At 68.6% G+C, this 14,225-nt stretch carries 8 protein-coding genes; 4 read left to right on the top strand and 4 right to left on the bottom strand.

The annotated features are described in order from the left end of the window. Positions 1–79 precede the first annotated feature (79 nt). Entirely contained in the window at positions 80–985 is a 906-nt protein-coding gene (locus tag GDJ08_RS06245) for a LysR family transcriptional regulator ArgP (protein ID WP_153164499.1), read from the bottom strand. Between the two features lie 131 nt (positions 986–1,116). Between GDJ08_RS06245 and GDJ08_RS06240 the strand changes: the two genes are divergently transcribed. The 3 genes from GDJ08_RS06240 (at position 1,117) to GDJ08_RS06230 (ending at position 5,959) form a co-directional block, all read left to right on the top strand. Further along, positions 1,117–1,755 carry a LysE/ArgO family amino acid transporter gene (locus tag GDJ08_RS06240; protein ID WP_136006149.1) on the top strand — a complete coding sequence of 213 codons (639 nt, stop codon included), beginning with the start codon at positions 1,117–1,119 and terminating at the stop codon, positions 1,753–1,755. Between the two features lie 140 nt (positions 1,756–1,895). Then, positions 1,896–3,875 (top strand): alpha/beta hydrolase family protein, encoded by a 1,980-nt coding sequence (locus GDJ08_RS06235; RefSeq protein WP_026070734.1) that lies wholly within the window; start codon positions 1,896–1,898, stop codon positions 3,873–3,875. A 110-nt stretch (positions 3,876–3,985) separates the two neighbouring features. Further along, positions 3,986–5,959 carry an alpha/beta hydrolase family protein gene (locus GDJ08_RS06230; protein WP_017355776.1) on the top strand — a complete coding sequence of 658 codons (1,974 nt, stop codon included), beginning with the start codon at positions 3,986–3,988 and terminating at the stop codon, positions 5,957–5,959. Between the two features lie 46 nt (positions 5,960–6,005). On the opposite strand, the gene GDJ08_RS06225 is transcribed toward GDJ08_RS06230, so the two are convergent. From GDJ08_RS06225 to GDJ08_RS06215, 3 genes are all read right to left on the bottom strand, one after another. Beyond that, positions 6,006–8,669, bottom strand: a complete 2,664-nt coding sequence (locus GDJ08_RS06225; protein WP_153164498.1) for a hypothetical protein — start codon at positions 8,667–8,669, stop codon at positions 6,006–6,008. A gap of 263 nt (positions 8,670–8,932) precedes the next feature. Further along, entirely contained in the window at positions 8,933–10,690 is a 1,758-nt protein-coding gene (locus GDJ08_RS06220) for a peptide MFS transporter (protein ID WP_136006155.1), read from the bottom strand. A gap of 116 nt (positions 10,691–10,806) precedes the next feature. Further along, positions 10,807–11,994, bottom strand: coding sequence for an acetyltransferase domain-containing protein (locus GDJ08_RS06215; RefSeq protein ID WP_153164497.1), 1,188 nt, complete (start codon positions 11,992–11,994; stop codon positions 10,807–10,809). Positions 11,995–12,177: 183 nt separating this feature from the next. Here GDJ08_RS06215 and GDJ08_RS06210 point away from each other — a divergent pair, with 183 nt between their 5' ends. Further along, entirely contained in the window at positions 12,178–14,148 is a 1,971-nt protein-coding gene (locus tag GDJ08_RS06210) for an OPT family oligopeptide transporter (protein ID WP_153164496.1), read from the top strand. The last annotated feature ends 77 nt before the right edge of the window (positions 14,149–14,225 follow it).

Raw genomic sequence — 14,225 nt, 5'->3', positions numbered from 1 at the left:
ACCCCGTGGCGGGAATGGGCTGATGCTGCCCGCGCGCAGGTCAGCGGCGCGTGACCGCCGTCACCGCCGCGCTCGCGGGCTATCGCTTCTTCCGCACCAGCGCCGCCGAGGCCCCCAGCACCGCGCGGGTCAGCAGCGACATCGTCTGCACATCGCCCTTCCAGTGCTGCCAGTACAGCGGCACGTCTTCCCAGGCGCGCGGCTTCATCAGCACCAGCCGGCCGGCCTCCAGGTGGCGCTTGACCAGGGGCAGGGGATTCATGGTCCAGCCCAGCCCGCCGAGGTTGGCCTGCACGAATGCGCGGGTCGACGGAATCCACCAGGTCGGGGCGGTCAGCGGCAGGTCCTCACCGGCCAGGCGCCGGGCGAAGCGTGCCTGCAGGTCGTCCTTGCGGTTGAACACCAGCACCGGGGCCTGCGCCAGCGACTGCGCGTTGACGCCCTTGGCGAAGTGCTGGGCATGGAAGGCCGGGGTGCACGTGGCGGCGTAGCGGATGCTGCCCAGCGCGTGGATCTGGCAGCCCTGCACCGGCTCGTCCAGCGTGGTCACGGCACCCAGCACCGCGCCCTGGCGGAGCAGCGCGACTGTGTGGTCCTGGTCTTCCAGGCGCAGGTCCAGGGTGGTGCCGGTCTGTGCGGCGAAGCTGCGCGCAGCCTCGGGAAACCAGGTTTCCAGACTGTCGTGGTTGACCGCCACCGGGATGCTGGCGTGCGGGAGGTCCTCGTCGGCGATGCCCATGCGATGCAGGGCGTCGTGCTCGAGCAGCGCGGTCTGCTCGGCCAGCTGCACCAGCACCTGGCCTTCCGGGGTCGCCACCGCCGGGGACGAGCGCTTGACCAGCAGCCGGCCGACCCGGTCCTCCAGCGCCTTGATCCGTTGGGACACCGCCGAGGCGGTGACATTGAGCGACTGGGCGGCGCGCTCGAAACTGCCTTCGCGGACGACGGCGGCAAGGGCGCGGAGCTGGGCGTGGTCGATCCGCATGATCTTAAGTATGGCTAAAGGAGGTTAAGTAAGTTTAGCTCTACTTTTCCATGCTGCGGCGCGACAATACGCGCCATCCGGTGCTGTACGCCTTGGCGAGGCACCGCCCCCCGCAACACAGGTGGTCTCCCATGTTCTCCATCATTTCCGGCAGCGCCGGGCTCGCCGCATGGTTCAGCGGCGCCGCCACCGGCATTGGTCTGTTCGCCGTCGTCGGCGCGCAGAGCGCCTTCATCCTGCGCCAGGGCATCCTGCGCAAGCACATCGTGCCGGTCGTGGCGACCTGCGCGGCGATCGACGCCGCCTTCATTTTCGCCAGCGTCGCCGGCCTGCGCACCCTGACGCAGGCGCTGCCGTGGCTGACCACGGCGGTGCTGTGGGGCGGCGTGGCGTTCCTGGCCTGGTATGCGTGGCAGTCGGCGCGCCGCGCGCTGGCCGGCGGTGGCGGCGGCATGGACATGGACGACGGCGGCGACACCTCGCGCCGCGCGGTGCTGATGTCGGCCGTCGGCTTTTCGCTGATCAACCCGCACTTCTGGCTGGACATGATGGTGATCGGTTCGATTGCCGAGAACTTCGGTACGTCGCGCATGGCCTTCGCCGCCGGCGTGGTCACCGCCAGCTGCCTGTGGCTGACCGCGCAGGGGCTCGGCGCGCGCCTGCTGGCACCGTTGTTCACCAAGCCGAAGACCTGGCGCATCCTCGATGGCACCATCGCGGTGATCCTGTCGATCCTGGCGCTGACCCTCGCGTTCCGCGGTATGCATTGATACCTCTCTCCATCGATGCATGCCTTGAATGGCACCGTTCGCGGTGCCATTTTTCTGTGTGCTTTCCGCACTGGTTCCCGACCCTGCCTTCCGCCTAGAATCGGGCGCTTGGACATGAAGTCCGATAGCCGGGGGAATGGATGAGCAGGATCAGATGGGCCGCCATGCTGGCGGTGGTGTGTGCGGCACTTCCGGCGCAGGCCGGGACGGTGGATCTGGACCGCTATCTGCGGCAGCAGAGTTTCGAGGACATCCAGATATCGCCGGGAGGCGAGTACATCGCCGCGACGATACCGCTGGAAGATGCAACCGCGGTAGCGATCCTGCGTCTGCCGGACATGCAGATGGTGGGCAATTTCAAACCGCCCAGGAACAACCACGCCCATACGGTCAACTGGGTCAGCAACGAGCGCATCGTGGTCGGCCTGGCCCAGAAGCTCGGCGCGCGCGATGCGCCGCAGCCCACCGGCGAGCTGTTCGGCATCAATGCCGATGGCAAGCGCGCCGAGCTGCTCGTCGGCTACCGGGTGCAGGAAGGTCAGGGTACCTATATCAAGGTCAAGAAAGCGGGCGATGTGGCCGCCTACATGGCCGACGACCTGCCCGACGACGACCGGTATGCGCTGATCGAGGTGTGGCCCTTCAGCGACGATCCCTATCCGCAGGTCGAACGCATGGACGTGCTCAGCGGCCGGCGCACGATGGTGGTGCGGTCGCCGGTGCAGCGCGGCAGCTTCACCACCGACAACCAGGGCGAGGTGCGCTTTGCACTGGGCGCGGCGAACGACCGCGTCAACAAGCTGTACTACCGCGCGCCTGGCGGCGAGTGGTCGCTGGTCAACAGCCAGAGCGTGAGCGGGCGCACCGAGGTACCGCTGGGCTTCTCGGCCGATGGCCGTCTGGCCTACCTGCAGGTCGAACAGGCCAGCGGGCCGGATGCGATCGTCAGCTGGGACCCGGAGACCAACGAGCGCCGGACGCTGTTGCGCGATGCGGTCGTGGACCCGCATCGGATCATCCGCCAGCCCGGCACCCGCATCCCGGTTGGTGCGCTGTACCTGGGCGATACGCCCCGTACCGCGTTCTTCGATGACGCCTCGGCCACGGCGCGGCAGTACCGCAGCCTGGAAGCCGCGCTGGGTGGGCCGGTCTACATCACCTCCAGCACCCGCGATGGCAGCAAGCTGCTGCTGGAAACCTGGTCCGGGCGCAATCCCGGCGACTTCTTCCTGTTCGATACCGCCCGCAAGAACGCCGCGCACCTGGCCAGCCGCAGCCACTGGATCGACGCGACCAAGAGTGCCGAGGTACGGCCGGTTGCCTTCAAGGCCCGCGACGGTCTGCCGCTGCATGGGTTCCTCACGCTGCCGTACGGCAGCGACGGGCGCAACCTGCCGATGGTGGTGGTGCCGCACGGCGGGCCGATCGGCGTGTTCGACCGCGGTGATTACGACATCGAGTCGCAACTGCTGGCTGCCGCCGGTTATGCCGTCATGCAGATCAACTTCCGCGGCTCGTCCAACTATGGGCGCGCACATACCGAGGCCGGCCGCCTGCAGTGGGGCATGGCGATGCAGGACGATGTCACCGATGCCACGCGCTGGGCGATCGCGCAGGGCGTGGCCGACAAGGCGCGCATCTGCATCTACGGCGCCAGCTATGGCGGCTACGCGGCGATGATGGGGGCGGTGCGCGAGCCCGGCCTGTACCAGTGCGCGGCCGGGTATGTAGGCGTGTATGACCTGCCGCTGATGTACGCGCGCGGCGATGTGCAGAAGACCGCATTCGGCCTGACTTACCTGCGCGAGTGGATGGGCCGTCCGAAGGACCTGGCCGACCGCTCGCCGGTCAACCTGGCCGAGAGCATCAAGGTGCCGGTGTTCCTGGCTGCCGGCGGCAAGGACGAGCGCGCGCCGATCGAGCATACCAAGCGCATGGAAGCCGCCCTCAAGAAGGCCGGCGTACCGGTGGAATCGCTGTACTACCCCACCGAAGGGCACGGGTTCTACACCGAGGAACATCGCACCGTGTACTACACCCGGTTGCTGGCGTTCCTGTCGCGCAGCCTCGGCGGTGCCACGGCCACCACTACACCTGCCGGCAAGGGCAAGGCGCCCTGACCGCGCCGCGTGCGGTGGCGGCATCGCCCGCCGCCGCGCCACACCGGGGCCTGCCTGGCCCGGAACATCGTTATCTGCCGGACACGCCGTCCGGCAGCCAAGGGGGAAGGATGCGTACGTTGACTCTGGCGGCACTGGCCGTCTGCATGACCCTGGCCGGGCAGGCCGCCGCGGTGGATCTGGATCACTACCTCCGCCGGGACAAATTCACCAGCATCAAGATTTCGCCATCGGGCGACTACTTCGCCGCCACCGTGCCGATGGAGGACCGTACCGCGCTGGCGATCATGCACCGCGTGGAAGGTCGCCTGACCGGCTCGTTCGTGCCGCCGCGCGACAACCATGCGTCCGACTTCCACTGGGCCAGCGATGACCGTGTGGTGATCGGCCTGGCCGAGAAGTTCGGCTCGCATGATGCGCCGCGCCCCACCGGCGAGCTGTTCGCCATGAACGCCAACGGCGGCCGGGGCGAGCTGCTGATCGGCTACCGCGCGACCGCGCGGCAGGGATCGCGCATCCAGCCGAAGAAGGGCGACGCGGTGGCTGCGTTCCTGGCCGACGACCTGCCCAATGATCCGCGCGGCGTGCTGGTCACCACGTGGCCGTTCTCCGCCGATCCCTTCACCCGCGCCGAGCGCCTGGACGTGGTCACCGGTCATCGCCAGGTGGCCGCGCGCGCACCGGTCCAGCGCGCGCGCTTTGCGACCGACCCGCAGGGCGAGGTGCGTTTTGCCTATGGGGCCGGCGGCGACAACATCAACAAGCTGTACTACCGCGCGGCGGCCGGCAACGACTGGACGCTGGTCAACGATGAGAACGTCAGTGGGCACATCGAACGGCCGGTCGGCTTCTCCTCCGATGGCACGCTGGCCTACCTGATCGTGGAGCAGCCGCGCGGGCCGGCGGCATTCGTCTCGTGGAACCCGGCCACCGGCGAACGCCTGCCCGTGCTCTCCGATCCCGTCGTGGACCCGGCACGGGTGATCTACCGGCAGGGCACCTCGATCCCGGTCGGTGCGCTGTTCATGGGCGATACCCCGCGGACGCGTTTCTTCGACGAGAAATCCGCCGACGCACGCATGCATCGCAGCCTGGAAGCGGCCTTCGGCGGCGAGGCGGTGTATGTCACCTCGTCCACCCGCGACGGCAAGCGCCTGCTGCTGGAAGTCTGGTCCGGCCGCAACCCCGGCGACTTCTTCCTGTTCGACACTGTGGCCAAACATGCCGAACACCTGCTGAGCCGCAGCGACTGGATCGATCCGGAGGCGGCGGCGGTGGTGCGCCCGATCGCGCTGAAGGCACGCGACGGTCTGCCGCTGCACGGCTACGTGACCGTGCCCAAGGGCAGCGAAGGCAAGCGCCTGCCGATGGTGGTGGTGCCGCACGGCGGTCCGTTCGATGTCTATGACGATGGCCGCTACGACAGCGAGAACCAGTTGCTGGCCGCCGCCGGTTATGCGGTGCTGCAGGTCAATTTCCGTGGCTCGGGCAACTACGGCCGTGCCCACGAGCAGGCCGGCGCGCGCCAGTGGGGCGGCACGATGCAGGACGACGTGACCGACGCCACCCGCTGGGCGGTGGAACAGGGCATCGCCGACGGCTCGAAGATCTGCATCTACGGTGCCAGCTACGGCGGCTACGCCGCGCTGATGGGCGTGGCCAGGGAACCGGCGCTGTACCGTTGCGCGGCGGGCTATGTGGGCGTCTACGATCTGCCGATGATGCATACCACCGGCGACATCCAGGGGCGGCGCTCGGGCGAAACCTATCTGAAGGAATGGATCGGCGAGCGGAGCGAGCTCGCGGCGGTGTCGCCGGTCAATCTGGCCGACCGCATCAAGGTGCCGGTGTTCCTGGCGGCCGGGGGCCAGGACGAACGCGCCCCCATCCAGCACACCAGGCGCATGGAAGCGGCGTTGCAGAAGGCCGGTGTTCCGGTGGAGTCGTTGTACTACCCCACCGAAGGCCACGGCTTCTACACCGACGACCACCGGCGCGAGTACTACACCAGGCTGCTCGCCTTCCTGTCGCGCAGCCTGGGCGGCGCGACCGCCACGGCACCGGCGGCACCGGCCCAGCCCTGAGCCGGCACGGCGGACGATGGCGCCTGCGCGCCATCGTCCGGCGGGATCAGAATACGTAGTTGAGGTGCATCTGCGCCTGGGTGTCCGGAGTGCCCAGCAGGCGTTGCGCCAGCACCGCCCCGCCCAGCGCCAGGCGCTGGCGACGGTAATCCGCGCCGATCATCACCCGGTAGTCCACGCCCGACGTGCGGCCCGGCAGCTCGAATGCGTGGCCCGCCGCCCCGTGCAGATACGCCAGGCGACCGCGGGCATGCTCCTTGACGGAGCCGATCAATGCCGCGTCGCCACGCACTGTCCACGCCGACCCGACCCGCGCCTGCGCGCCCGTGCCGGCTTCCCACTGCACGCCACGGCGCGTGCCCGCGCCCACCGAGAGCCCGAATGCGTCGGCGCCATGTTCGTGGAAGGCGGCCTCGCGGGTGTGGAACGCGGTGACGCCCAGCCGCGGTTGCCAGTGCACGGCGGCGGCCACCACATCGCGGCTCAGCATGCTGCCGATGCGGGTGCGCGAGAGCGCGCGCCGGCTGTGCGCCGTCGTGTGCGTAGCGCCCCACTGGAGCTGTCGTTGACCGTCCATCCGGTGCCGCTCGTTGCCGAGGGTGTGCTGCACGCGGAACGCACCCAACGACTGGCCGATGCCCACGCCGGCGAAGCGCGACTGGCTGCGCGTCTGCCCGCCGTCGTGCGCGACATCCGTGCTGAGCAGGCCGGACATCATCTGCAGATGGCGGCCGCCCTGCATCGGCACCGCCAACTGCAGGCCGCTGCCCACGCCCTGCACGCCGTAGCGGGTGTCAGCGCCCGGCCCGAACGCCAGCAGGTGGTGGCCGTCGGTCGGCGCGCTGCGTGCCAGGCTCGACCAGAACGCCTCGCCGTTGGCGGCCAGGCGCTGGCTCGCCGCCATCACCTGCCCACCGGACAGCTGGTGCAGGGCACGGTTGAACTCGGCGGTGTCGGCCACTTCCAGGCTGTGGAACAGCGCCGAGTTGCCATAACCAGCTTCCAGCGCGGCCGCCACGCCCTGGACCGATGCATCGGCCAGCGCGCGGTAGTCATTGCGTGTCATCACCACATCGACGTTGCCGCTGGCATCGCGCTCGGCCTGCGCGCGCCACACCACCGTCGCGCTGCGGATGTTGTCTTCACCGCTGTCGGCCCCGGTAAACACACCCGGCAGGTGGACCTGCGACGCGGCGGTACCGCGGGTGAAGCCGGTGTCCACCGCGACATCGGCCAGGTGACCGCCCTGATGCAGCGCCATGCGCCCGGCGCTGCCATCGGCGTTCGTGCCCACGGTGTAGCCGCTGATGCCGCGCGGTGCCTGCCAACCCAGGTCGGCACCGGGCCGATTGACCGCAGCGGTGGCGGCATCGGCGTTGATGCCGCTGCCGCTGCCATACACATTGACCTGGCCGTTGTTGATCAGCCGGCCGCTCCCGCCCCCCGCACTCTGGAAGGCATGCGAGTGGTCGGCGTGGATGTTGATCACGCCGCCACGGCGGTTGTTGAGCGTGGCCGAGCCATCCGAACGCATCGCCACCAGGTGCTGACCGTTGGCCGCACCGGCGATACCGAGGTTGATCGTGCCGTCGTTGATCAGGGTGGCGCCGCGCGCGCCGGACATGGCCACGGCGTGATCACCGGTCACGGTGAGGGTACCCTGGTTGAGCAGCGTCGCCGATGCGCCTTCGGCATGCAGGGCCGCGTGGTTGCGGGCATGGCTGGTGATCTGTCCGCCCACCCGGTTGATGCCCGTGCTGGCGTGGGTATCGGCGAGCAGGGTGAGCACCCGGGCATCGGCATCGAGCACGATGCTGCCGTGGTTGTTGAACGCGTCGATGGTGTCGCGGTCATTGCCGACGCGCGCGGTGGTGGCGTGGATCAGGCTGCCCTGGTTCAGCGCGCCACTGGCGTGGAGGGTGCCGTGATTCTCGAACCCGGCGGCACCGCCCAGCACGAACCCGCCGCCGTCCACGACCAGCCTTGCGGGGCGCTGGCGCTCGCCGTTGTCGAAATCGCTGTCGCCCTGCAGCACCACCAGTGTGTCGCGCAGCTGCATGTCGCCGTGGTTGTCGATCTCCGCATCGCCGTCCAGGGTGATGCGTGCCCCCTGTGCCGACAGGCGGCCGAAATTCTCCAGGCTGGCATCGGCCTGCAGATGCAGGCTGCCGCGCAGGTCGAGCTGGCCACGGTTGTTGAGGTCGCCATCACGCTCGATCACCAGGCGCGCGGCCTCGCCGACGCGCAGCGTGCCGTGGTTGTGCAGATGACCGTTGCCGCGCACCGTGAGGCTGCCGGCATTCAGCGCCAGGTGGCCGTCGTTGCGTGCGCTGCCGATGATGCGGGTGTCCACCGGCTGATTCCAAGCGGACTCGCCGCCAGCCGCGACCAGGATCTGGCGATCGCCGAACTGGCCGCCTTCCTGGCCGGGGACGGGACCGCCGCCGCCGTTCCCACCGCCATTGCCGCCGCCGTTGCTACCGCCGCCGCCGGCAGCGCCCGCCGCACCTGCTGCCACCGCGACAATGCCGCCGATCCACCACGCCGACAGGCCGCCTCGGCCGCTGCCCTGCGCCGTTTCGCAGTCGGTGTCGCCGACCGGATCGCACTGCGCCGCGGTGTCCGCGTGGGCAGGCAGTGCGGGCACGCCGCACAGGGTCAGGGCAATCATCGCGGCGAGCGGGTGGTGGAAGAGAACGGTACGGCGCATGGGCAGCTCCAGTCTGGGTACAGGACGAGGAAAGACGGAGCGGGTGCGGGTCGCGACACCGCTCCGACCGCGCGAAGGCGGTGAAGGAGCGTCATGGTCGTGACAAGGCCGGAGGCTGTATTTGAAAAAAATACGAAAATCCCAGAATGTGACCGGGTCGTATGGTGTTAGGAAACGTTTATGTGTTGCTGCTAAATCACAGCGCCTGAAACGCACAACGGCACCACATGGGTGCCGTTGTGCAGGTGCGTTGCGATGCCGCGCTACTTCACCCCGTGCATCATTCTTTTCAGCAGCGGTGAGCACAGCAGCGCCACCGCCGCACAGCCCAGGCCGATCCACATCAGCAGCCAGAACAGGTGCTCGTAGCTGGCCGCAGCGCTGGCGATGTTGATCGCTTCGCCTTCGGGCACGTCGATCGCGGCGAGCTTGCCGAACAGCGCGGCCAGGGTTTCGGAGAACGCGGTGGCCAGGAACCAGGTGCCCATCATCAGGCTGACCACGCGCGGCGCGGCCAGCTGGGTGACCGCCGACAGGCCAACCGGCGACAGGCACATTTCGCCGATCTCCAGGATCAGATAGGCCAGTACCAGCCACCACACGCTGGCCATCTGGCCGGTGGCACCAACGTGCTGCGCGGCCAGCGCGAGCGGCACGAAGGAAAGCGCGGCGAAGACCAGGCCGAACGAGGATTTGACCGGCTTGGACGGGTCCATCCGGCGACGGTCCAGCCACGCCCAGAGCATTGCGAACAACGGCGCCAGCACCACCAGGAACAGGCCGCCGAGATAGGTCAGCGAGCCGGCGGTCTGCGGAATCACCAGGCAGTCGCGGATCAGCATCACCAGCATCAGCGCGACGATGGCGATGAACAGGGTGCGCGGCGCGGCCGAGGCCGGGTTGCGTTCGGACAGACGCGCGGCCACCACGAAGCCCAGCGGCGCCAGCAGCAGCGAGGCGATCGACCACGGCAGCGGGGTGCCGCCCTGGATCACCAGCGCGGGCACCAGGTCCTTGGTGAGCAGGCGGTCGGTAAAGGTCACCCACGAGCCGTAGGTCTGCTCGTACAGGGTGAAGAACACCAGGGCCATGAAGATCAGCGCCATCAACGCGATCATCTGCTGGCGCTGCACCGGCGTGCAGCGGGTGCCGGTGAACCAGGCGAACCACACCAGCACGCCGCCCAGCACGACGATCATCAGCATCAACGCGAGGCTGATTTCGCCGCCCAGCGCGAAGGCGCCATTGGCGGCGGCCCACATCAGCGCGGCCACCGGGATCACCCCGAGCACCGCGACCGCGTAGATCAGCCATTCGCGGCGGATGCCGAGCACGCGGTGGCGCAGGGCCGGTGCGTCGGACGGTTCGGCATGGCCCTGCAGGTACTTCTGGCCCCACAGGAACATGACCAGACCGATCACCATGCCGATGCCGGCGGCGCCGAAGCCGTACTTCCAGCCGTAGGCTTCGCCGAGAAATCCACACACCAGCGAGGCGAACAATGCACCGAGGTTGATGCCGGCATAGAACAGCGAGAAGCCCGAGTCGCGGCGCGGGTCGTTCTCGGGATAGAGCTTGCCGACGATGGTGGAGATGTTGGGCTTGAGGAAGCCCACGCCCATGATGATCAGCGCCAGCGACAGGTAAGTGATGCCCAGCGCCGCCTCGTCGCGCACGATCTGGCCGTCGATGCGGGTGGCGGCGTGACCTTCGAAGGCCATGCCCAGGTGGCCGAGCACGAGCAGCACGCCGCCGAACACCACCGCCTTGCGCATGCCCAGCCAGCGGTCGGCGAGCAGGCCGCCGAACACCGGGATGCAATACACCAGACCCCCGTACGCACCGAGCAGGTCGAGCCCGGCCTTGTCGCCGAACAGGTGGTACTTGGTGAGGTACAGCAGCAGCAACGCCTTCATGCCGTAGAACGAGAACCGCTCCCACATCTCGGTGAAGAAGCAGACGTACACCCCTTTGGGGTGACCGAGGAAGTCGTCGGAGGCGGGCAGGGCAATGGCGGTCATGGGCGGGCAGGCAACAGACAGGCGGCGATTATGCCCCCTGTGCTGCGCAGGTGCCGGCACACGTTCGGGCCATTGCTACGGTGGGTGGGTGCCGACCGTTGGTCGGCACGCCCTGCTCACAGATACCGCAACCACGCCACATCGCGCCGCCGTGCCTTCAACCGCGCGAACGCGCGGGTCGGCCAGTACAGGGCGAGGACCAGCACGGCGGTCAGGACCCACAGGGTGGCCACATGGTCCACCCCGACGTATGCCCCGTGGGTCGGCCCCCGGTACGCCTCGGCAAGCACGTACAGCAGCTTCAGCACGTACAGGTGCAGCAGGTAGAAGAACATCGGCGCGGCACCGATATCGGCCAGCGGTGCCAGCACACGCGCGACGGCCGGCCGCTCGTACAGGCGCAGCAGCAACAGCCCCACACCCAGGGTCAGCAGCAGGAACAGCAGCGAAGGCGGGTACTTGGTGACGTTGAACATGCTCATCAGCGTCGCACCGGCGGTGCCCAGCGTCTGCCACGGACTGTCGCCGTAGACGTTGACCGCGCGCAGCAGCACGAAGCCGAGCAGGGCGCCCCCGCCGGCCAGCACCAGCCGCTGCTGGCGTTGTGCGGCATCGCCGCCGCGCGCGAACCACGGCCCGATCGCGTAGCCCAGGGCGATCACGCCGATCCACGGCAGCACCGGGTAGGAGGTGCGCAGGCGCAGGTGGTCACCCAGCGCGATCCAGTCGCGCTGGTGCAGCACCTTCCACAGGATCGCCAGCGGCCCGTCGCCCGTCACCCGCACACCGTCCAGCAGGTTGTGCCCGGCGATCAGCACCAGTGCCAGTGCCGCCAGCGCGCCACGCGGCAGCCACAGCAGCCCGGCCAGGACGATCATGCTCAGGCCGATCGCCCAGATCACCTGCAGGTAGATCACGCTGGGCGGGAACTGCAGGGTCCAGGCGAAGTTGACCACCAGCAGCTCCAGCGCCACCAGGAACAGGCCCCGCTTGAGCAGGAACGCGCTGGTGGCGCGCCGGCCATCGGCCTTCGTGCTGCCATACAGCCAGGCCGACAGCCCGGTGAGCAGCACGAACACGGGGGCGCACAGGTGGGCGAGCAGGCGGCTGACGAACAGCGCCGGCTCGGTCTGGTCCACCACCATCGGGTCCGGGACCTGATGGTGCAGGTAGAACGTTTCGCGGACATGGTCCAGCAGCATCAGCACGATCACCGTGCCACGCAGCTGGTCGATGGAGGTCAGGCGGGAGGCGAGGGGAGTGGTCACGGCAACGCCAGGACGTGGCGCGATAGGATATAACATAACTAATTGGCGCGACCAGGTGACCGGGCGACCAGGCCTTGCCGATCCGGGCGGCATGGCGGCGGCGTGGCCGCCCTATCGTCGTGACCACCGTGAGTCACGCGCGCTGCAGCACGTTTCACACTGGACTTGCCCGGACATGAACGCTAGCGTGGACCAGATTTTTTGCCAGCAGGGGCTTACATGAACAACGACGCTGCGCCCAAACAGCTCACTTTCCGCGCGGTGGTGCTTGCCATCGTGCTGGCGGTGATCCTGTCGGCGGCCAACGCCTACCTGGGTCTGTTCGCAGGCCTGACCATCGCCACCGCGATTCCCGCGGCCGTCATCTCGATGGGCGTGCTGCGCCTGCTCGGCGGCGGCACCATCCTTGAGAACAACATCGTCCAGACCGGCGCCTCCGCCGGCTCGTCGATCGCCGCCGGTGTGATCTTCACCATCCCCGCGCTGGTGATCATGGGCTACTGGCCGGACTTCAAGTACTGGTGGGTGCTGGGCATCGCCGGTCTGGGCGGCCTGCTGGGCGTGCTGTTCTCGGTGCCGCTGCGCCGGTCGATGATCGTCGAAGATCCACTGCCCTTCCCGGAAGGCAAGGCGGCCGCCGAAGTGCTCAAGGCCGGTGAGAACCCGGGCCCGGGCCTGAAGATCTTGGCGGTGTCGGCCGTGATCGGCGCCTTCGTGAAGCTGGCGGCCGAAAGTGGCCTGCGCCTGATCCCGGATGCCTGGGCCACCTCGGCCTACGTGGGCAGCTCGAAGATCACCGCCTTCATCGGCACCAACCTGTCCCCGGCGCTGCTCGGCGTGGGGTACATCGTCGGCCTGAATGTCGGCATCGTGGTGGTGTCCGGCTCGATCCTGACCTGGCACATCGCCATTCCGCTGTACCAGGCGTTCTTCATGAACACCGATCCGGCACTGGCGGCATCGATCGCCACGGCCAGCTCGACCGAGGCGGCATTCGCCATCTGGGGCGCGAAAATGCGTTACCTGGGCGTGGGCGCAATGCTGATCGGCGGCGTCTGGACCCTGATCTCGCTGCGCAAGTCGCTGCTCAACGGCGTCAAGAGCGGCTTTGCCGCCGCGCGCAAGAGCGGCGGACCGGCGCTGGCACACACCGAGCGCGACCTGCCCATGAAGTGGATGCTGGTGGCCCTGGTGGTGTTCACCCTGCCGCTGCTGGCGCTGTACCAGGCCATCGTGGGCCAGTGGCACGTGTCGATCCCGATGACCCTGATCATGATCGCTGCGGGCTTCCTGTTCGTGTCGGTCTCGGCCTACCTGGCCGGCCTGATCGGTTCGTCCAACAACCCGGTCTCGGGCATCACCATTTCCACCATCCTGTTCGCCTCGGCGGTGCTGGTGGTGCTGCTGGGGGCCGACGGCCTCAAGCCGGTCGGCGTTGGCGGGGCCCCGCTGGGTGCCGTGGCCGCGATCATGATCGGCGCGGTGGTGTGCTGTGCGGCGGCGGTCGGCGGTGACAACCTGCAGGATCTCAAGGCCGGTTACATCGTCGGCGCCACGCCGTGGAAGCAGCAGTTGATGCTGGGCATCGGTGCGTTCTCCTGCGCCCTGATCATGGCCCCGGTGCTGAACCTGCTGGCCACCGCATACGGCATCGGCGTCAAGTCCGAGCTGCACCCCAATGCACTGGCGGCGCCGCAGGCGAACCTGATGGCCTCGGTGGCCAAGGGCCTGTTCGGTGGCGAGCTGCCGTGGACCTTCATCGGCATCGGCGCCGTGGTCGGCGCGGCGATCATCGCCTTCGACAGCTGGCTGAAGGCGCGCAACGCCCGCTTCCGCGTGCCGGTGCTGGCGGCGGCGATCGGTATCTACCTGCCGCTGGAGCTGATGGTGCCGATCTTCCTGGGCGGCCTGATCGCCTATCTGGTGGAACGCTTCCACAAGGTGCGCGGCGACGACGAAGAAGGCCGCGACCGCGTGCACAAGCCGGGCGTGCTGTTCGCCGCCGGCCTGATCACCGGTGAGGCCCTGATGGGCATCGCCATCGCGGTCCCGATCGTGCTGAGCAGCCGTGCCGACGTGCTGGCCCTGCCGTTCCACCTGCCGGGCGCCCAATGGATCGGCCTGGTCGTGCTGTTCCTGGTCGGCTGGTTGATCTACCGCACCGGCAAGCGCGCCGTCGGCAACGTGTAAGCCGCCGCAGGGAGCCGGGCAGGGCCCGGCTCCACCGCCAGGGGGCGCGCGCAACGCGTGCCCCCACGGGGTTTGCC

This window comes from Stenotrophomonas nematodicola (assembly GCF_009467805.1).
GTDB lineage: Bacteria > Pseudomonadota > Gammaproteobacteria > Xanthomonadales > Xanthomonadaceae > Stenotrophomonas > Stenotrophomonas nematodicola.
The sequence above is the reverse complement of the archived record's forward strand: the minus strand, read 5'-3'. Positions and strand labels throughout refer to the sequence as shown.